Origin of the sequence: Cellulomonas sp. P24, assembly GCF_024704385.1 — a bacterium.
Classification (GTDB): Bacteria; Actinomycetota; Actinomycetes; order Actinomycetales; family Cellulomonadaceae; genus JAJDFX01.
In genome coordinates this window covers 2,414,346-2,434,419 of record NZ_JAJDFX010000002.1, presented here as the reverse complement: position 1 = coordinate 2,434,419, position 20,074 = coordinate 2,414,346, and the positions used below count along the sequence as shown (strand labels likewise).

The following is a 20,074-nucleotide window of genomic DNA, read 5'->3' as shown; positions in this document are numbered from 1 at the left end:
GATGCGCCTCGACGTCGCCCCCCGCCGGATCGCCGCGGTCGCCGGCAACCCGACCACCGCGATCGTGACCATCACCAACACCGGTGACGTGATCAGCGGGTACGCGGTCCGCTGCCTCGGCGTCGACCCTGCCTGGGTCCAGATCGACCAGCCCGAGCCGACGCTTTTCCCCAGCGAGACGGCCGCCGTGACCCTCACGCTCGACCTCCCGGCGGCGCTGCCGGCCGGTGAGCGGCGGGTCGCCGTGCAGGTGCGCGAGCTGACCGCACCGGGGCGCACCACCGTCGAGGAGCTGGTCATCGACGTCGCGGGCATCACCCGCGTCGACGTCCAGCTCGACCCGACGATCGTGACCGGCGGACGGTCGGCCGTGTTCGGCGTGGCGATCGCGAACAACGGGAACACCACGATCGACGGCGCCGTCGTCGGGACCGACCCGGAGAGCGCGATCACGTTCAGGTTCGACCCGCCGGAGTTCCACCTGAGCCCGGGCGAGCAGCAGTTCGCGGAGCTCCGCACGAGCGCGAAGCGGAAGCTGGTGGGATCGCCCGAGCCGCGGTCCTTCGAGCTGCGCATCGCGAACCGCGCCACCCCTGCGATGGCCACCTGGCCTGCCGCGGGCCCGGCGGCCCCCGTGCCGGTCGTCGACGTCAAGCAGCTCGAGGCCGAGCCGCCGACGGACGGCCCCCCGGCGGCGATGGGGGCGTTCGTCCAGAAGCCCGTCTTCGGTCGTGGGCTGCTCGCCATGCTCGGGCTGCTCGTCGCGATCTCGATCTTCGCGATCGTCATCACGACGGCGCTGGGCGGCGTGGTGAAGCGCTCGGCCGCCGACCGTGACGTCGCGCTCCAGGTCGCCCAGGCCCGCACGCAGAAGGCGACGACCGGGACGTCGTCCCTCGGCGGCCAGGTCCGCCTGCTCTCGACGGGCGACGGCGTCGCGGCGGTCTCCGTCGACGCGTTCGACGAGTCGGACACCACCGCGCCGGTGGCGACGACGGCGACGGACGCCTCGGGCGCCTTCCACATCGGCTCGTTGCCGGCCGGCTCGTACGCCCTGCGCTTCCGGGCCGCCGGGTTCGCCGAGGTCTGGTACCCGTCCGCGGCGACCGCGGACAAGGCCCAGCTCGTGAAGCTGAACGCCGGCCAGAGCGTCACGGACCTCACGGTCCTCGTCGGCGGTGTGCCCGCGAGCGTGTCCGGCACCGTGACGGGTGCGAACCTCGCCGGTGCGGTCGTGCGGCTCGAGCTGCCGTTGGACGTCCCCCCGTTGGCCGGCAACGTCGCGCCGGTGCCGGGCGAGGCGCCGGCCACCGCCACGTCCGGGGCGGTGGTGCGCAGCGTCCCGGTCGGTGCGGACGGCACGTTCACCCTCGACCAGGTCCCGTCACCGGCGGTCTACGACCTCGTGACGACCGAGACCGGGTACAGCACCCAGGTGCAACGGATCGACGTCGCCGCAGGTGAGAAACGGACCGGCATCGAGATCCAGCTCCTCGAGGGCGACGGGACGATCTCCGGGGTCGTGTCGGGGGCCGGCGGGCCGATCCCCGGGGCGACGGTCGTCGCGACGTACGGCCAGGTGTCGGTGCGCACCGTCACGCTCACGCAGGACACCCCGGGCGGGTTCACGCTGCGCGGGCTGCCGACCCCGGGGACGTTCACCGTCGTGATCAGCGCGCCGAACTACGCGTCGGCGACCCTCAACCTCAACCTCGGTCCGGCGCAGAAGCTCACCGGGGTCGCCGTGACCCTCGGCGCGGCGTCCGGCACGCTCTCCGGGACGGCGACGGCACCCGACGGGACCGGCGGGGTGACCGTGACGGTCACGGACGGTGCCGACACCCGTCAGACCGTCACGCAGAGCCAGTCCCCGGTCGGCTCGTGGGCGCTCTCCGGGCTGCGGATCCCGAGCACGTACACCGTGACGTTCTCCCGTGCCGACCTCGAGTCGCAGGTGCTCTCGGTGAGCATCGACGGGTTCGGCCACGTGACCGCCGGCGCGCCGAGCGCCACGCAGGTCAACGTCCAGATGCGCCTCGCCACGGCGAAGATCCTCGGGACCGTGACGCAGAGCCCGGCCGGCGGCGGCACAGCGACCCCCACCGGGAACGTGCAGATCTCCGCGAGCTCCGGCCAGGCGCAGTTCACCGTGACGTCCGCGTCGACCCCGGAGAACGCGGTCGGGTCGTTCGTCATGCAGGGCCTGCCGCCGGGCACCTACACCGTGACGTTCAGCCGCAAGGGCACCCGACCGACGTCGATGATCGTCACGCTCGTGGCCGGGCAGGTCAAGACGATCAACCCGGTCCTCGTCTCCCCGGCAGCGATCTCCGGAGTCGTCGACAAGGGCGGGGTGCCGACCGTGGGCGCCGAGGTCGACCTGTACCTCGCCTCGGACTACGGCACCGCCGCGGCACCGGTCGCCACCACGACCACCGACGGCTCGGGCGCGTACTCGTTCGTCAACGTCGACGCTCCGGCGTTCTACATCCTCGAGGTGAAACCGTCCGCGAACGGCGCCGCCGCGGCCACGTCACCACCGGTGACGCTCAACCCGAGCGAGCAGCTCACCCAGAACATCACGATCCCCGGACCATGAGGGACGACGAGACGATGAACGCACCGACCCCCGGCAGGCCGACCGTGAGCGTCGCGGTCGAGCCAGGCACCCACGCGCCCTCGGGGCAGACCGCCGTCGTCCGCGTGCACGTGCGCAACCTCGCCGACGGTCCGCGCGACCTGACGATCTCCGCGATCGGGCTCGACGGCGAGTGGCACGCGCAGCCCGTGCGCGTGCCTGCCGTCGTGGCCGACGCGACCGTCTCCGTCGAGCTGGGCATCGGGGTGGCGCGCGGCGCCGTCCCCGGCTCGTACGCGTACGCGCTCGCCGTCCAGGCACAGGTGCCCGGCGGCCCGGGCGGCCCCGTCACGCTGCTCGACGCCACCGTCACGGTCGACGCGCCGAGCACCGTGGTCCTCAGCGTCGAACCGGCCGAGGCCACCGCCGTCTTCTCCCGCCGGGTGACGGTGGTGCTGAGCAACAGCGGGGAGCACCCGGCCGCGGTGCTCCTGGACAGCGCCACGACGCGGGACCTGCGGATCGACCTCGAGGGTCAGGTCGTGACCGTTCCCGCGCACGCGACGGTCCGCCTGCCGGTCCGGCTCTCCGTCGCCCGGCCACGCCTGATCGGGCATCGCAGTCGCACGTCGTACTCGGTGGTCGCCCACGGCGAGCAGGCCCCGGCACGGTCGCACGGTGTGCTGACCTCTCGCCCGATGTTCCCCGCGAGTGCCCTGCGGGCGGTGGCGATGCTGGCCGTGGTCGCCCTGTGGATCGCCGGCATCGCCGTCGGTCTGCCGTGGTTGTCCCAGCGCACGAACCAGCAGACCACCGCGGCGCCCGCGAGCGGCCAGGTCGCCCCGAGCGCCACGCCGACTGCGACCGGGGGCACCGGCGGGGCCGCGTCGGGCGGCACGGGCGGGACCGGGGGCACGGGCGGGACCGGGGGCACGGGCGGCACCGGGGCCGCCCAGGCCGGGGTCCGCATCGGCGGGATCATCACCGCCGCCGACCCTGCCGGGTTCCACATCTCCGTCGTCCCGGCGAGCCAGCTCATCGGGAGCAGCGCGGCGTCCGGATCCACGACGACCGGCGCGACGGCCGTCAACGCGTCGTTGACCAGCGGGTCGACGGGCGGCGGCGGCTTCGGCAAGATCTCCGCCTCGTCGCTCGTCCTGCAGCCGACCGGAGCGGTCGACGCCGCCCGGGACACGTCGTCCCTCAACGACGGCACCTGGGCGGTCGCCGGGATGTCGGCACAGTCCAACTACCTCATCACGGTGTCCAAGCCCGGGTTCCAGACCCAGCGCTTCGAGATGACCGGGGCCGCAGCCGCGGCCGCTCCGCTGAAGATCGCGATGATCGCCGGGGCCGGCCGGATGTCCGGGCAGATCACCGGCCCGGACGGCCCGCTCGGCGGCGTGAGCGTCACGATCACCGACGGGACGAACGTGGTGACGACGAGCAGCGCGACCGAGGGCACCGTCGGCGCCTGGTCGGTCGACGGCCTGTCGACACCGAGCACCTACCTGGTCACCGCCGCCGGCGCGGGCTTCGGTGCGCAGTCGCGGCTCGTGACGCTGACCGCCGGCGGTTCCGCAGTGGTCGACCTGGCGCTCGCGCACGGAGTGGCGTCGCTCGCCGGTACGGTCACCGGCCCTGATGCCCTCGGGGGATCAGCGGCCTCGGTGGGCTCACGGTCACGGCGACCGACGGCACCACCACCCGGACGGCGTCGACCGTGACGTCGGGTCAGGTCGGCACCTTCGTGCTCGCGAACCTCCCCGTCCCGTCGACGTACACGGTGACGGTGGGCGGCCCGGGGTACGCCTCGCAGACCACGCAGGTGACGCTCGGGACGAGCGCCTCGGCGGCACGGCTCGACGTGCGCCTCGGGCTGTCGACGGGCGTCGTGCAGGGCACCGTCCGGGACCCGGGCGGGACGGGCCTCGGCGGGGCCGGGCTCACGCTGACCGACGGCGTGAACACCTACAAGACGATGAGCACGTCGGACGCGAACGGGACGTTCCGGTTCAACGGCATCGCACCGGGCAGCTACGTGCTCTCCGCGCAGCTCTTCGGTCACCTCGACGCGTACGCGCCGGTGAAGGTCACGGCCGGGTCCGCGGCGACCTCGGACCTCGAGATGACGCCGATCCCCGGGTCCGGTCTGCTCGCGACGTCGGTGATCCGCGGCCGGGTCTCCGACGCGCGTACCAACGGCCAGATCACGTGCACCAACCTCGGTGTGGACCCGAGCGGCAAGCCCGAGGTGTGCCAGATCACCGTGACGATGACGGCGCCGGCCGCCGACGGGTCGACCCGCACCATCACGGTGACGTCCGCCCCGGACCTCGAGTACGTCATCCCGGCCCCCGGCACCGCCGGCCTGCTCCCCGGCCTGTACACGCTGACCATCTCGGCACCCGGCTACGAGCCCGGCACCGTCAAGGTCAAGGTCCCGATGGGTCAGACCGTCGAGGCGGCCCAGGTGGCCCTGTACCCGTCGCCGTCGGTCGTCGGGACGATCCTCGCGCGGGTCGGCGCCGTCCCGGCCGGTACCTGCGTGGTCGCCCGCCCGACCGGGTCCACCGGGACGCTCGGGCCCTGCACCGTGTCGACGGCACCCGACGGCACGGTCACCTGCACGATCACCGGCGGCGCGAAGTGCGCGGCCACCAAGCCGGACGGCTCGTACGACCTCGAGCGGCTCGGGAGCGGGCAGTTCGACATCTCCGTGATCCCCGGCGACGACGAGTACCTCCCGGTCGCCCCGGTCGCGATCGTCCTGAACCCCGGGGACGTCCGGCGATACGACGCGACGATGGACCGCCTGGCGCGGGTGGACGTCAGCGTCCTGTCGGACAGCGGCACGAGCGCGTTGCTGCCCGCGGACGGTGCCGTCGTGACCGCAGTGCGCCTGTCGTCGGGGACCTACACGCCTCCGGCGACTCCCTGGACGACCGGCGCCGACGGTCAGGTCGTCGTCACGCACCTCCCGTCCGGCACCTACCGGTTCGACGTCACGTGGACGACGACGCCGCCCGGTGCGACGTCAGCCGTCCAGCTCACGGCATCGTCCGCCGCCGTGACGATCGGCAACAACCAGGAGATCTCCACCCAGGTGGTGCTCACGCGTCCGCGGAGCGCGTTCGGCGGCACGGTCGTCACCCAGCTCGCCGCGACGGCACTCAGTCCCGTGGCCGGTGCGACCGTCCAGCTCACCGGGGTCACGGGCTACTCGGGGCTCGTCCCGGTGACGACGTCGGCCACGGCGACGACGGACGCGAACGGCGCGTTCCAGGTCGTCGCCGCGCAGGCGGACGCCACCGACCCGTCCAAGGTGTACCTGCCGCTCGTCACCGACCTGGTGAGCGTCACCGTGTCCTACCCGGCCCCCGGTGGGGGCACCGCGCCCTACCGCACCCTCACCCGGACGAACATCCCGATCTCCGACCTCGCGTCGCCGCTGGTGCTCGAGCCGTCGGGACGACCGTTCTCCGGCACCGTCACGTTCACCGGGGCACCGGCACCGACCGCGTCCGAGATCGCCGCGATGACGTTCGTGGTCGACCAGGGGCCGCCCGGGGCGAGCAACGCCGGGATCAGCGCCGTGGCCGTCGCCGGGTCGCCGGGTCAGGCGACGCTCGTGTGGTCCGACCCGTCGCAGCCGGCCGACCCGAGCGGTGGCACGGGCGCGACGATGGTCCGTCCGGGCACCTACCGGGTGACCGCGTCGCTGGCCGGCTTCGACTCGCGCACCGTGACCTTCACGGTGCCGGTGCTCCCGACGGCACTCACCCCGGTCGCGTTCGACCTCCCGCGGTTCGGTGACCTGACGGTGTCCGTCGTCACCGGCGCCGCTCCGGGCACGGCGGTCCAGGACCCGGTCGTCACCCTCATCCGCCCCGGCTCCGGCAACATCACGACGGCGGCGATCCCGGGCACGAACCAGGTGTCGTTCGGCCAGATGGCGAGCGGGACCTACCAGGTGCTCGTCCAGGCCGCCGGCTACCAGTTCGACACGTTCTCGGTGACGGTGGCCGCCGGGCAGTCGACACCGATCCCGGTGACCGTCGTCAAGCTCGGGACGATCAGCGGCACGGTGTCCGTCCAGCGGTCCAGCGGCGTCACGAGCACGCTCGCAGGCGTCGAGGTCCGGGCGTCGCAGGCCGGGGGTCAGGTGTTCACCGCGACCACCGACACGTCCGGGGCCTACCGCATCACCGGGACCACGACGACCCAGGGCCTCAGCGCCGGTGACTGGACCGTCACGATCCTGGCGCCCGGGTACAGCTTCGCCGACGGGTCGACCTCCGTCACGGTGACCGTCCCGGCCGGCACCGACGTCACCCAGAACCTGCTCCTCAAGGCCAACCCGGTGACACTCACCGTCACGGTGTACGACCCGCTCGATGCGACGTCGACGGCCGTGAACGCGCTCGACGTCTCGCTGATCGGGGTGGACGGCACCACCGAGCAGAACTGCACCACGGTCCCGTCCGCGACGTGCGCGACCGCCCCGACCAGCGGGAAGTACGTGTTCGCGAACATCGACCCGGGGACGTACTCGCTGTCGATCACCGGTGGCGGTTTCGCCCCGCTGACGGTGAACATCACCGTCGCCGCCGGCGAGCCCACCACCCTGAGCCTGCCGATCGCGGCCCGGACCAACACCGTCACCGGCACCGTGTCCGGCCAGGCCGGTGCGGCCGCCCCCGAGCTCCTGGACGGGGCGACGGTCGAGCTCCACGTGCCGGGGACGGGCGGCGCCCTTCTGAAGAGCACCACCACGACCGCCGGGGCGTTCACGATGACCGGGATCGCCGACGGCACGTACTCGCTCGTGATCAGCGCGACCGGCTACAGCCCGACGACGCGCACGATCACGCTCAGCGCGGGCCAGCTCTACTCGACGGACATCGTGCTCTACACGGTCGCCCGCCAGGTCACGGTCACGCTCACCTCGACCCAGGGCTTCGACCTGACCGGTGCCCTGGTCGCGCTCGACCCGGACCCGGCCGGTGGGCTCTCGCTCGCCGCGCAGCCGGCCGTGCGTACCGGGCCGAGCACGTTCGCCACGACGTTCAACCAGGTGCCGCCGGGCGCCTGGACGGCCACGGTGTCAGGTCCGGCCGGTCACGTCGGGACCTACACGGCATCGATCGCCGCGGGCGCCACGACCGCGGCGGTCACGGTCTCCGAGATGCGCGTCCGGGTGGATGCGACCTCCACGGTCTCCGGCGCACCCTCGATGCCGTTCGTCATCACCCGCAGCTCCGGTACCTCCTCGGGGACCCAGGTGTACTCGGGCACCGCCGGCGTGAACACCGGTGCCGAGGTCGTGTACCTCGACCGCACGTCCAGCTACACCGTCACCCCGAACGTGCCGGGGTGGCAGGTCACGCCGACGACGGCGACCGTCAGCACCTCGGACGCGACGGTGTCGGAGGTCACGACGCCGTTCACGCTCACGCAGCTGGGCACGACCACGGCACTGACGGCCTCGGCGTCGACGATCAACCCCGGCGACGCGCTCACGCTCACCGCGACGATCACCCCGGCCTCCGGCAACGGCACCGGGCTCGACGCCGGGACCGTGACGTTCTTCATGGACGGGACCCAGCTCGGCAGCCCGCAAGCCGTCGCCAGGCTGTCGGGCGTCTACAAGGCGACCCTCACGCCGTCGACGTCGGCCTGGACCGGGGGCACCCCGTCGTTCACCGCCACCTACAGCGGGGCCGGCACGTTCGCGGCGTCGACGTCGGCAGCGGTCCCGGTGACGGTCCGCTACCCGACGACGACGACCCTGACGTCGGACATCTCGACGTTCCCGGCAGCGACCCCGGCGGCGGTCACGCTGACCGCCACGGTCACCAGCACCGGCAGGACCGTCGGGTCGGGGACGGTCACGTTCTACCGGAACGGCACGAGCCTGGGCACCGCCTCGGTCTCCGCCAGCGGGGTCGCGACTCTCACCCTGTCCACGGCGGTCACGGGGACGTGGACCGCGGGGACGGCGACCCTCACCGCGACCTTCGGCGAGACGTCGACGTTCAGAACGTCGACGAGTGCCGGGGTGACGTTCACGGTGACGTAGGCGCCGTGAACGAGGTGGCCGTCAGGCGTCGCCCTCCTGTGATGTACATCCATGATGCGACGACAAGTACGACGCTCGACGCGACCACCGCGGTGGCCACCGGACCGACCCACGTGACCGGGATCAGGAAGAACACGTCCTGGTCCAGCAGGCTCGTCGGCCACCCGTCGATCACGCGCAGGAACAGGTAGTACGTCAGGTCCCACACCGTGAAGGCGATGAAGAACGCCGCGAGCCGACGGCCCCACGTCTCGGCCGCGACGATGCCGATCGCCACGAGCATGAGGATCGTCGCCGCCTCCCGGGCGACCTCCACCTGCGTGAGCACGGGGTCGACCAGCACCGAGTGCTGCGGCTGGACGAACGAGATCACCCCGAGGTCGAGGTACACCTTCTGGGCGCCGACCTGGTACCCGGCGTGATAGCCGATGACCCGACGCAGGTAGGTCACGACCGCAGCCTCGACATACCCGAACCCGGTGCCGAAGGCCACCAGCGCGACCCAGCGCAGCCAGATCGCACCCGTTCCGCCGGTGAGCCGTTCTGTCATCGGTCCCCTCCGTCGCAGTCGCAGTCGCACGTCATGTTCGCGCACCCACCTGTGGCGCACGCCTCGATTCGTCCCGGCATCTGGACGCGGCCAGCGCGCCGCGCCGCGCGTGGGGCCCGAGTGGCTGGGGTGACGCATGAGAAGTCCCTGACGCACCACGCGCACCATTGGCACCAGGTGCGGCGGTGAGCGTCGGACGTCGCACGCGGCGCAGACCGTGTCGCAGGTAGCGCTGCGGACGGTGCGCGCGCACCGGGCAGGTGAGCCCAACGGGTGGCCTGGCCGACCGGGCAGGTCAGCCGACCGGGCAGGTCAGCCGACCGGGCAGGTCAGCCGACCGGTCACGCGATCCGTACCGGCAGGGAGCGCCGCCCCCAGTGGCCGACGGCGGTGCCGAACCGGCCCGGCACGACGGTGCCGCACTCCGGGCAGCGGCCGTCGGCGGTGACCGTGTACGCGAGGATCTCGTACCAGTCGCGCTCGATGAGCACGTGGCCGCACGTCGAGCACGAGGTCGTCTCCCCGGACGGGTCGTGGACGTTGCCCGTGTAGACGAAGTGCAGACCGACGTCGAGCGCGGTGGCTCGCGCGGTGCGCAACGTCGAGGCAGGCGTCGGCGGCACGTCGAGCATCTTGAAATCGGGGTGGAACGCCGAGAAGTGCAGCGGCACGTCGGGACCGATCTCGGCGAGGATCCACCGGCTCATCCGCTCGATCTCGTCGGGTGCGTCGTTGTGGCCGGGGATGAGCAGAGTCGTCAGCTCGACCCAGGTGTCGGTGTGCTCGTGCACCCACACGATCGTGTCGAGCACGTCGCGCAGGTGCGAGCCGGTCACCTTCCAGTAGAAGTCCTCGGTGAACCCCTTGAGGTCGATGTTCGCGGCGTCCATCGGGGCGAAGAACTCGGCGCGGGCGACCGGGGCGATGTAGCCGGCAGTCACCGCGATGGCGTGCAGGCCACGTTCGTGGCACGCCATGGCAGTGTCGATCGCGTACTCGGCGAAGATCACCGGGTCGTTGTACGTGAACGCCACCGAGTCGCAGCCGGCGGACTCGGCGGCCCGGGCGATGCCGTCAGGGGACGCGATCGCGGCCAGCCGGTCCCACTCGCGGGACTTGGAAATGTCCCAGTTCTGGCAGAACCGGCAGTTGAGGTTGCAGCCCGCGGTGCCGAACGACAGCACCGCGGTCCCCGGGTAGAAGTGCGCGAGCGGCTTCTTCTCCACCGGGTCGATCGCGAAGCCGGAGCTCCGCCCGTACGTGGTCAGCACCATCCGGTCGCCGTCGCGGGCGCGCACGAAGCAGAACCCCCGCTGCCCGGGGTGCAGCCGGCAGCGTCGCGGGCACAGGTCGCACTGCAGCCGCCCGTCGTCCAGCGCCGTCCACCACCGGGCCGTCGGGGCGTCGGGCCACGTCTCGACGTCAGGCGCAGGCTCCACGTCGGGCTCAGGCTCCACGTGGGGCTCGGGCTCGGGCTCGGGCACCTCCGCCTCGTCGCCGGGGGACGCCGAGGGCACCAGCAGGTCGTCGTCGCGCACGTCTCTCACCCCTCCGACCCGTCGGGCCCCTCGTGCCAGGCTCGGACCGTGAACGTCTGCACCGTCGTGCCCTCGTACCAGACACCCGGGGCGACGCCGGCCTTGCGCCACAGGTGCCCGAGGAACTGCACGGGGTCCGGCACCTCGTCCCACACCTGGGGCAGGAACAACGCCCGGTTCCAGTCCCCCATCTCCACGATCACACCGTCGACTCCTGGTCGTAGCGCGGCGTAGCACTCCTCGAGGCTGCCGACCGGCAGGGGTTGCGGCGCGGAGAGGACCGAGACCTCGATCGCGACGACCGGGAGCTCGGCCGGCTCCATCGGCACGAACCTCGGGTCCCGGCTCGCGGCCGCGACCGCGTTGGCGCGCACGTCGTCCAGCAGCGGCCGCTGGGCGACGGGCGACCCGATGCACCCGCGGAGCCGGCCGCCCTTCGTCAGGGTGACGAAGCTGGCTCCGGGCTCGAGCACCCACGACGGGAACGTCTCGGCACGTGCGACCCCCGTCTCCGTGCCGGGGGTCGTCATCCCGAGCGACCGGGCGATGGCCTCGCGGGCGACGGGCAGCAGCAGGTCACCTGCGTCGTCGGGCACGACGCTGTCCGCGGACGGCACCGTCGCGGCAGGCCGATCGGCCACAGCAGGTCGATCGACCGCAGCGGGCTGCTCGGCCACAGCGGGCTGATCGACGGCGGCGGGTGAGATCTCGACCGCCGCGTCGCGCGTCGACGCCCGGCACCTAGCCATCGTCGTCCTCGTCGAACGCGAAGGCGCAGTAGCCGACGACCCTCTCCCGGTCCCCGGCGGTGTCCCCGGAGCTGCACGCGCCCAGGAGCTCGGGACGCAGGCCGTGCCGGCGTGCGGCGACGAGCAGGCCGTTGACCGGGGTCGCTCCGCATGCCTGCAGGTGGTCCAGGGGCCCGTCGAGCGCGCCGATCTGCGCGATCGTCTGCGCGTCGACGCGGCGCGCCTCCTCGTAGGGCAGGTAGTGCGACAGGTCCGAGCTGATCACGACGAGCGTCCCCGGCTCGTCCGACAGCGCGTCGATCACGTCGGCGACCTCGTCGCCCGTCGCGTCCCCGGCGAGCAGGGGGACGATCTCGACGTCGCCGAGGGTGCGCTGCAGGAACGGCAGCTGGACCTCGACGGAGTGCTCCCACTGGTGGGTCTCCGCGTAGATGCACGCCGCCGGAACACCGGCGAGGCGCTCCTCGGCCCACTCCTCCGCGACGGGGAGCACGCCCAGCGGCGTCCGGAAGCCGTCCGCCCCGGGCAGGGCGACCCCGCGCACCGCCACCCGGTGCGTCGGGCCGATCAGCACGACCCGCCGGATCGCGTCCCTCCCCCGCGCGACCCGCGCGTAGGCCAGGGCCGCGGTGGAGCCCGAGTAGATGTACCCGGCGTGCGGCACGATCACCGCTCGGGGGGTCGGTGCCCCGTCGGGCGACAGCGGGGCGTCGGCGAGCAGCCGGTCCACGGTGACGCGCAGCACCTCAGGGTCGCCCGGGTAGAACGAACCGGCGACGGCGGCGTCACGGATACGAGACGAGCGCACAGGGCATCACCTCGTTCTTCAGGCTAGCTCCGTTGCCGACCGTCCGCCCGGTCGGGTCGCCCCAGGCTCATCTGCATGCCGACCCGGACCACCCGTACGGTCAGTACCGGATGCTGACGTACCAGGCGACACCCACCATCGCGATCACCGTCGCGAACCACCACCACGGGAACGGCTCGGCCGGGTCGGGCTCGCGGATCTCCTGCGGCACGGGGGCAGGCTCCGGCGCCGGCACGGGTTCCGGCTCGGGTGGCGGCGGCGGGTTCATGTCGGCACCGCACCGGACGCACACCACGGCCGACGGCACGTTGAGCTCGCGGCACACCGGGCACGGGACCGTCGCGATCAGCGAGGCGCCGGACGCGCCGGGTGACCGCCAGCGTGCGTCGTCGGCGCCGTCCTCCCCGCCGCCCTTCCGGTCCTGCGGACGCGCCCAGAACAGCGGGTAGTCGCAGATCGGGCAGAAGTCGTCGGCGTCGCGCCGTGCCAGCGCCACGGTGGACGGCGCCCCGCACTCGGGACAGACGATCGTCATCTCGGCCGGGGCGTCGGGCACGGTGATCGCTGGGGCGCCCGGGACCCGCGGCGAGCCGGGGCCGTGGGGCAGGACACTGTCACGGATCACACCGGGCTGCGGAGGCACAGCGGGCTGCAAGGGCACGGTGGCCTCCAGCGGCGCCGTGGTGCCGAACGGCACCGCGTTCTCCGACGGCACCGCGCTCTGCTGAGGGAGCGCGCTCTCCCCGACAGGGGCGGTCTCGTGAGGCACGGTGGTCTCCTGTGGTGCGGCGGGAACGGAGGACGGGAGCGGCGACGGATCAGCCACGACGGATCCTCTCCTCGGCCCCGGGCTGCGGCCAGATCTGCCGGTCGTCGACCCACAGCTCGGCCCGCACGTGCGCCGGCACGTGGTCGGCGATCAGCGAGACGAAGGCCTCGTCCGGCAGCCCACCCGTCGACGCGACACGCATGACGACCCAGGCGTGATCGGCCGGTGCCTCGCCCTCACGCCACACGCCGCCCCCGTCGGTGACCTCGGCCGGGCCTCCGCTGAACAGCTCGAGGAACCCCCGCAGCGCGCCGGGCGTGCCCCGACGCCGGAGCGTGCGCGCGGCCGTCGTGACGAGCCGACGCTGGGTCCCGTCCGGCAGACCGGGGTCGATGCCGTCGAGCCCGATCCAGTCCGCCATCCAGCGCACCATCGGCAACGGTGCGACGGTCGGGTCGGCCAGGTGCGGGAGGTTGTCGCCGTGCGCGAGGAGCGTGGCGGCCTCCTCCTGGAAGATCGACACGAACCGGGTGAAGAAGTCGTCGCTCAGCATCCCGACGGGGAGCTGGTTGAGCAGCCACTGGTCACGTCTCACGGGAACCCCCGTAGACGGGCGGCAGCGCGGACCGTCCGGCGCACCGGACGTCGAGCGCGCGCGTCATCGGACGACCACCCGGTGCTCGGCCGACAGGAACAGCGTGTGCGACTCCGGGTGCAGGACATCACGTCCGCTACCCAGGCGCCGCCCCGTGCGCAGGTCGTACTCGAAGAGCTGCACCTCCTCGACCCGCTCGACGCCCTCGACCACCTCGAGGAGCTGGGCGATCTCGGCGGCGGTGATGTCGGTGTCGAACGGCCACCCCGTGCCCGTCGGACCACCGGTGACCGGGTTGATGTAGCGGTCGACGACGTCCAGCACCCGCTGCCGCACGAGGGCCGCCGGGCGCCCGGGCAGCGCCCGCACCAGGGCGGCCACGCTCACGCCCTGGTAGAACGGCGTGCCGACCTCGACCGCGACCCCGACGCACCGGCGTTCCTCGAGGACCTCGCAGATCGCGCGCAGCAGCGGCTCGGACAGCGCGAAGTCGTCGATCTTGTGAGTCCGGGGATCCGTGCGCACCTGCGGGACGACGAGCACCCGCACCGCACCGTTGTGCGTCTCGGTGCCCACCAGGCACCGCGCGCGGGCGACCTCGACCGAGGTCTCCCGGGTCAACCGCTCGAAGTCCCCGGCCGTCACGGCACGCTGCCCGGTGCGCAGCGACAGCGGACCACGGATCTTGGCCTCCTCGACCGTCTCCGCATCCACCCCGCCGACGGCGGGCGCCAGGTTCACAACGCTCGAGACGAACGGCAGGGTCGAGCGCAGGTTCGTCAGCGTGCGTGCCCCGACGTTGCCCGCGGCACCGCCGCCGTGCCGGTACCCGGTGACCTGGATCAGCGCGCCGTCCGGCGGGATCGCGCCGTGCTGGCGGACCGTGCCGTCGGGGTAGCGCACGCGCGGCCCGAACCGGACGACCCCGGTCGACGACTCCCAGACGACGTGACGGTCCTCCGGGCCGGAGGCGGAGAAGTCCTCGACCTCGGTCCAGGTCGTCGTCCCCTCGGTCGCGACCACCCGGACGACCTCGCTCTCGCGACGCGCCGCGACCGGGATCGACCCGACCCGGAACTGCTGCGCCGGGACACCGGTCGAGCGGCCGAGGTTCTCCGGCCCGACGGTCGTCGCGTGCTCGGCGGAGACCGTGAGCCCGATGACGTCCGCCTTCAGGGACTCGAGGCGCGGGGACGCCTGGTACGTCGGCTGCCCGGGCGCGGGGTTGGTCAGGCGCACCCGCAACCAGTAGGCGACGGTCCCGGCGAGCATGAGCGAGGCGTGCGCCTGCGGGATCAGCAGGACGACCTCGCCGTTGCGGTTCAACCCGCCGGTGCTGTCGCGCTGCACCCGGACCGGCGTCCACGACTCACCCGTCCAGACCTCCCAGGCCAACGGCGGGTTCGCCGGGTCGACGCCGATCCCCTGGGCCGTCGCCTCCACGGTGAGCCGCAGCGCGGCCCCGGCGAGCGACTCCGCGAAGCCGAACAGCGTCGCGTCGCCGACCTGCACCGGCGTCGAGGTGAAGCACGTCAGCGCACTGCCCGGGTAGGTCAGGTCCTCCCAGCCGTCGACGGTCTGCTCGTCGCGCGCACGCGTCGAGTGCGCGGCGTGCAGCCGTGGCGGCGCCACCACCGCGTCGTGCTCGGTGGAGAAGATCACGGCGTCCGTCGCCGACGTCGACGTCGTGAGCTCGGTACCGCCGGGGATGGTGAGGGGCTGGATGGCGGGGGCGGAGAGCCAGAACGTCACGTCCGTGCGGGCGACCGACGGCGGGAACGGCTCGATCCCGGCGAGGTTGAGGAAGTGCACGTACAACCGCTCAGGTACCTGGTTCACCCGGAAGAGCACCATCTCGCTCATCCAGGCGAAGAGCTCGATCAGCGCGACCCCGGGGTCGGAGACGTTGTGGTTCGTCCACTCGGGCGTGAACCGGGGGATCAGGCGCTTGGTCTCGTCGACGATGTCCTGGAAGGACCGGTCGTCGAGGTTCGGGGGAGGGATCGGCATCAGGTGTCCTCACGCGGGATCACGTAGAAGGGGTAGACGAGGTTGCGGCGGTCGTTCGTCGCCTTGACGCGGTAGCGGATGAGGATCCGGACGAGCCCGCCGTCGTCGTCGTCCTGCACGGGCTCGACGTCCTCGACCTCCACGCGCGGCTCCCACTGGGCGAGAGCCTCACGGACCGCCTCGGAGATCAGGCCGAGCAGGTTCGGGGTCACGGGCTCGAACAGCAGGTCCCAGATCCGGCAGCCGAACTGCGGGCGCATGACGCGCTCGCCGGGTGCGGTCAGCAGCACCACACGGATCGACCGGTCGAGGTCGGCGACGCCCTCGGTCAACCGGATCGCGCCGCGATGGTCGACCTCGAGGGGCCAGCTGAAGCCGCGACCGATGAAGGACGCGTCGCGTCCCGTGGTTCCGGCGAGGGGGTTCGGGCTGGAGGTAGCCATCAGTTGATCTGCACCATCGCTCCCTTGACGGCCGTGACGCCCGAGGACTCGATGGTCGTGGTCGCGCTGCCCTTGACCTCGACCTGCGCGCCGGATGCGGCGAGCTTCGCCGTCGCCTTCGCGGTCACGTCCATGCCCTCGATCGTCACACCCTGCTCGGCCTTGAGGGCGATCGTCGTCCCGGAGAGCTTGATCGCCCCGCTGCCGTCCATCTCGATCGACGAGCTGCCCGAGACGATCTTCAACGGGACCCCCGACGGGAGCTTGAGGTCGGCGCGGTCCTTGCCGAGGCGGAGACTGATCGTCTCACCGGCGAGCGCCAGGCGGATGTGCTGCGTGCTCGCATCGGTGCCGTCCGAGAGCTCGACGACGTGGCCGAGCCGGGACGTCAGCCGGCGGTGCTCGACCTCCGAGCTGCCGACGAGGTCCGTGGGGATCTTGTCCTTCTTGCCGAACAGCCCACCCAGCACCACGGGACGGCGGACATCGCCACCCTCGAAGCCCACGAGCACCTCGTCGCCGACCTCCGGGAGGAACACCATCCCGCGCCCCGCCCCGCCGCCCAGGACGGCCAGGCGCGCCCACTGGGACTCGATCTTCGTGTCGAGCCCCGGGAGGGACACCTTGATCCGGCCGGCAGCCTCGGGGTCGTCCTTGATCGCCGAGACCATGCCGACCACCAGTCCGGCGTGCTGGAAGCTCGACGACACCGACGCGTCGTTCGGGGGCACGAGCGACGTCTGCCCCCGGTCCCCCGCGACGAACGCCGTGTGGAAGCCGGACGGGCGGAACGTGTGCTCCACCTCACGGACGTAGTAGTCGCCGGACGCGGGCCCGGCGTCGGCGACAGTCACCGTCACCCCGGGTCGGACCATCGGGAGCATCGGACCGACACCGCGCGCGACGACCGTCCCCGTCTCGGCGCTCAGGACGTCCGCAAGAGTCTTGGCGTCCGCCCGGTCCACCGGTCCGGCCTGCGCGTCCAGGGTGGTCGCCCTGCGGATCGAGCCCTCCGAGAGCAGGGCGCTCATCCCGTTCGGCAGCTTGCTGCGGCCGAGCTCCGACGTCGCGACGATCTCTTCCTTGTTCAGGTGGTCCCACCCGCGGACCGTCACCGACTTCGGCGCGTCCCCGTAGACCCGCGCGGAGAAGGTCCTCATGTCGTTCCCGAGCGTGAGCGTCACGACCGGTTGTGCAGCCGGGTCGCTGAGCTTGGTCCCGTTGTGCGAGGTCCACGCGCGGAAGGTCGTCTCGTTCACCTCCCAGTCGAGCCCGTTCCGACGGCACAGCTCGTCGATGAACGCGAGGTCGGTGCCCGTCTGGAGCGTGTAGTCGAGCACATGGTCGGTGGCATCGATTGTGCTGGCCGCGCCCGAGTCCGCCACCACCTTGGTGATGATCTCCGAGGCCTTCTGCTTGAGGTAGGTCGCGGCCCGGGCCGTGCGGCTGAGCTCGTAGGCAAGGTCCTCGGCCACGACGATCAGCTCGGGCTGATCCGCGTCGCTGCTCTCGACCCCTGTCGAGGTGACCTTGCCCTCGAACACCGTGGTCAGGGTGGTGCCCTCCCCGTCGGCCTTGGCGGACACCTGGATCGTGGCGCCGACCTTGAGCTTGCTCGCGCTGGCGAGCGTGTAGCCCGGGTCGGCGAACCGCAGGGTGCACCGGCCGATGGTCCGCACGGCACGGCGCACCCGGAGCTCGAGGAGCGCGCCCAGCCAGGCCTCGGGGAGCACGGAGCCGTTCGACTTGATCACCGGGGCCAGCGACATGCCGTCGGACGTCGACGGGAGGACGGGCATGCTCAGACCTCCAGCTGCGGGATCGACAGCTGGGCGCCCGGACGCAGGGCGAGCGGGTCCTCGATGCCGTTCGCGCTCGCGAGAGCGCGCCACTGCGTCGAGTCGCCGTAGTACCGGGCGGCGATCCGGTCGAGCGTCTCGCCCGGCTGCACCCGGTGCACGCGGTGGGGTCGCGGCGTGCCCGACGTCGGGTTCTGCGGCCCGAAGGCCTTCGACTCCTCGTACTGGCGCAGCACCAGGGCGAGCGTCGCCCGCAGCGGGGTGCCGGCCGACGAGAAGTACGTGAACGTCAGGTCCAGGTGCGCGATGACGGCCTTGTAGGAGTGCAGGTCACCCCAGTGGAACGTGACGTAGGGCGGCCGCGCGTTGTGCGTGGTCTCGTTCGACCCCGGGAGCGAGGAGTCGACGTCCATGAGGGCGAGGATCTTCCCGGTGTACTTGGTGACGTCGCTGCCGTCGTTCGTCGTGTCGAAGAACAGCTCGACCGCCATCGTCCCGGGTCGGGCGCCCGCGTACCGCAGCCGGGGCACACCGCGACCCGGCATGGACTCTCCCGTCCACGTGTTGCTCCGGCTGATCGCGAGCTGGGCGGGGTTGAACAGGCAGGGCAGCCGCTCGCCGCTCTCGATCTCGAGGAACGCCTTCTCCGTCGAGGCCATCAGAACACCCCCCGGCAGACCACGGCGCCCGCGGCGCTCGAGCTCTTCGACGACGCGGCCTTCGATCCGCTCGACCACACGGTCCACGAGCTCGTCCATGACCTCGGGGTCGAGGGTACGGCTGCCGGGGTCGTCGGGTGCGGTCCACGACGCACTCACCGGGCTGTGCTGCACGCTGGTGGTCATGTCGGCTCCCTCGAAGGTGTGGCGGATCGGCGGCGGGGCGACGGCGTCGGTCGGCGTCGGGGCACCCGGGCCGGAGAATGCCCCGGTGGACTCCGCGGCCAGGAGCGCCGCGAGAGTCGCCGGGAGGTTCGGTCCGGCTGCGCGGGACGATCCTCCCCCCCTCGCGCGGTGCGCCGGGCGAGGCGACGCGGGACGCAGGTGCGTCGGGGACCGCCGGCGGTGGACCGGCCGGGGACGGCGCAGCCCGAGGCGGCATCACGAGTCGGCCGGCCGTCGAGGCGACACCGACGAGCTCCGCCGGCACGACGGCACCGCGGTGCAGCCCGAGCACGGGTGCCGCCCGTCCCTCGCTGCGACGACGGGAGCCGCCCGCAGGAGCCGGCCACCCAGGGGCACCCCGACCGATTGCCGGGACCGACGCCGGGGTTCCCGGCGCCCGATGTCCGCCGAGCAGCGTGCTGCGGGCCTCTGACCCGTCCGGTCGCTGCCGAGACGCGTCGGTCCAACGACGGATCGCCTGCCCCACCGGTGGGCCGACGATCCCCAGCGACCACGTGCGACCGACGACGGCCTCGGGGCCGTGGGGCGCGCGCCGGATCGTCGAGCCGCGTCGGCCCGGCGACGCGAGACCCGACGTCGCGACGCCCTGCGACGTCCCGCCCCCCGGGTGTGCGGCACCCGGCGGACCGGAGGGACCCTGTGGCCCGGCCGAGCGCGACTGCGCGGGAGACCCCTGCCGTCCGGACGAGCCCGGTGACCCCGCAGGGCCTCGTGAGGCAGCGGGACGGCGCTCCGACAGCACCTGCGACGACGCCGCCGGCGCGGGTCGACGCCGCACCGTGGCACCCGGCCGCTCGGATCCGCTGGACCGTGCCGAGGCACTCGCCAGCAGCAGGGAGCTCGGCGCCGTAGCCCCGAGGGTCGAGGTGCGGGCCGACGAACCCGACCCCAGGCCGCCGGTCGCACGGCGGTCGGTCGAGGCGTGCACAGCCAAGGGACGCCCCGGCCGGACGAGCCGTCCGGCGCTCGCCCCGGACGTGACGAGCTCACCCTCCGACGCGCGACGCACCGCGAGCGAGCCCATGGCCACGGGGAGCCCGCTGTACCGGCGCACGGTCCGCGGTGCAGCATCGCGCGCACCCGACGGGTGAGCCGCGTCGTCACCGACCGAGGCTCCCGCCGCAGCGAGCGGCAGCGTCGTCGCGGTAGCGGGTCCGACGGAGCGACGCACGGCGGTCGGGTCCCCCTCTGCGCGCACCGCAGGCACCGCCGAGGTCGGCGTGGCGGTCTGCGGGGTCGCGGCGGCCG

Annotated in this window: 13 protein-coding genes; 3 read left to right on the top strand and 10 right to left on the bottom strand. The window is 72.8% G+C overall.

Features of this window, described 5'->3' with window-relative positions; genetic code table 11:
- The first annotated feature begins 1 nt into the window (after position 1).
- Genes LJB74_RS11315 through LJB74_RS11305 form a run of 3 tightly spaced genes read left to right on the top strand, consistent with a single transcriptional unit; the run spans position 2 to position 8,660 of the window.
- Positions 2 to 2,599, top strand: a complete 2,598-nt coding sequence (locus LJB74_RS11315) for a carboxypeptidase-like regulatory domain-containing protein (protein WP_259308627.1) — start codon at positions 2 to 4, stop codon at positions 2,597 to 2,599.
- Complete coding sequence (locus LJB74_RS11310) at positions 2,596 to 4,305, top strand: carboxypeptidase-like regulatory domain-containing protein (RefSeq protein ID WP_259308626.1); 1,710 nt, start codon at positions 2,596 to 2,598, stop codon at positions 4,303 to 4,305. Before LJB74_RS11315 ends, LJB74_RS11310 begins: the two co-directional genes overlap by 4 nt.
- The gene (locus LJB74_RS11305) at positions 4,302 to 8,660 is read left to right on the top strand and encodes a carboxypeptidase regulatory-like domain-containing protein (protein ID WP_259308625.1); all 4,359 of its coding nucleotides are present in this window, start codon (positions 4,302 to 4,304) and stop codon (positions 8,658 to 8,660) included. Before LJB74_RS11310 ends, LJB74_RS11305 begins: the two co-directional genes overlap by 4 nt.
- Here LJB74_RS11305 and LJB74_RS11300 read toward each other — a convergent pair.
- The 10 genes from LJB74_RS11300 to LJB74_RS11255 all read right to left on the bottom strand — a co-directional run bounded on the left by LJB74_RS11300 (position 8,647) and on the right by LJB74_RS11255 (position 18,766).
- The gene (locus LJB74_RS11300; RefSeq protein ID WP_259308624.1) at positions 8,647 to 9,210 is read right to left on the bottom strand and encodes a hypothetical protein; all 564 of its coding nucleotides are present in this window, start codon (positions 9,208 to 9,210) and stop codon (positions 8,647 to 8,649) included. The genes LJB74_RS11305 and LJB74_RS11300 overlap by 14 nt on opposite strands.
- A gap of 341 nt (positions 9,211 to 9,551) precedes the next feature.
- Complete coding sequence (amrS, locus tag LJB74_RS11295) at positions 9,552 to 10,748, bottom strand: AmmeMemoRadiSam system radical SAM enzyme (RefSeq protein WP_259308623.1); 1,197 nt, start codon at positions 10,746 to 10,748, stop codon at positions 9,552 to 9,554.
- A gap of 5 nt (positions 10,749 to 10,753) precedes the next feature.
- Positions 10,754 to 11,497, bottom strand: a complete 744-nt coding sequence (gene amrA / locus LJB74_RS11290) for an AmmeMemoRadiSam system protein A (protein ID WP_259308622.1) — start codon at positions 11,495 to 11,497, stop codon at positions 10,754 to 10,756.
- A complete protein-coding gene (amrB, locus tag LJB74_RS11285) occupies positions 11,490 to 12,305 on the bottom strand; it encodes an AmmeMemoRadiSam system protein B (RefSeq protein ID WP_259308621.1) in 816 nt (271 codons plus the stop codon). The genes amrA and amrB overlap by 8 nt, the downstream gene beginning before the upstream one ends.
- Positions 12,306 to 12,405: 100 nt before the next feature.
- Positions 12,406 to 13,074, bottom strand: a complete 669-nt coding sequence (locus tag LJB74_RS11280) for a hypothetical protein (protein WP_259308620.1) — start codon at positions 13,072 to 13,074, stop codon at positions 12,406 to 12,408.
- Positions 13,075 to 13,123: 49 nt separating this feature from the next.
- On the bottom strand, positions 13,124 to 13,669 hold the full coding sequence (locus LJB74_RS11275) for a phage tail protein (protein ID WP_259308619.1): 546 nt from the start codon (positions 13,667 to 13,669) through the stop codon (positions 13,124 to 13,126).
- Positions 13,670 to 13,732: 63 nt separating this feature from the next.
- Positions 13,733 to 15,679, bottom strand: coding sequence for a putative baseplate assembly protein (locus LJB74_RS11270; RefSeq protein ID WP_259308618.1), 1,947 nt, complete (start codon positions 15,677 to 15,679; stop codon positions 13,733 to 13,735).
- A complete protein-coding gene (locus LJB74_RS11265; protein WP_259308617.1) occupies positions 15,679 to 16,122 on the bottom strand; it encodes a GPW/gp25 family protein in 444 nt (147 codons plus the stop codon). Before LJB74_RS11265 ends, LJB74_RS11270 begins: the two co-directional genes overlap by 1 nt.
- The gene (locus tag LJB74_RS11260) at positions 16,122 to 17,921 is read right to left on the bottom strand and encodes a phage baseplate assembly protein V (RefSeq protein ID WP_259308616.1); all 1,800 of its coding nucleotides are present in this window, start codon (positions 17,919 to 17,921) and stop codon (positions 16,122 to 16,124) included. Before LJB74_RS11260 ends, LJB74_RS11265 begins: the two co-directional genes overlap by 1 nt.
- Positions 17,922 to 17,923: 2 nt before the next feature.
- A complete protein-coding gene (locus LJB74_RS11255; RefSeq protein WP_259308615.1) occupies positions 17,924 to 18,766 on the bottom strand; it encodes a LysM peptidoglycan-binding domain-containing protein in 843 nt (280 codons plus the stop codon).
- Positions 18,767 to 20,074 lie beyond the last annotated feature (1,308 nt).

Excerpts from the sequence above, each read along its gene's own strand:
- LJB74_RS11315 (WP_259308627.1), top strand. The coding sequence starts at position 2 with ATGCGCCTCGACGTCGCCCCCCGCCGGATCGCCGCGGTCGCCGGCAAC.
- LJB74_RS11260 (WP_259308616.1), bottom strand. The coding sequence starts at position 17,921 with ATGCCCGTCCTCCCGTCGACGTCCGACGGCATGTCGCTGGCCCCGGTG.
- LJB74_RS11300 (WP_259308624.1), bottom strand. The coding sequence starts at position 9,210 with ATGACAGAACGGCTCACCGGCGGAACGGGTGCGATCTGGCTGCGCTGG.
- amrA (WP_259308622.1), bottom strand. The coding sequence starts at position 11,497 with ATGGCTAGGTGCCGGGCGTCGACGCGCGACGCGGCGGTCGAGATCTCA.
- LJB74_RS11255 (WP_259308615.1), bottom strand. The coding sequence starts at position 18,766 with ATGACCACCAGCGTGCAGCACAGCCCGGTGAGTGCGTCGTGGACCGCA.
- LJB74_RS11270 (WP_259308618.1), bottom strand. The coding sequence starts at position 15,679 with ATGCCGATCCCTCCCCCGAACCTCGACGACCGGTCCTTCCAGGACATC.
- LJB74_RS11265 (WP_259308617.1), bottom strand. The coding sequence starts at position 16,122 with ATGGCTACCTCCAGCCCGAACCCCCTCGCCGGAACCACGGGACGCGAC.
- LJB74_RS11310 (WP_259308626.1), top strand. The coding sequence starts at position 2,596 with ATGAGGGACGACGAGACGATGAACGCACCGACCCCCGGCAGGCCGACC.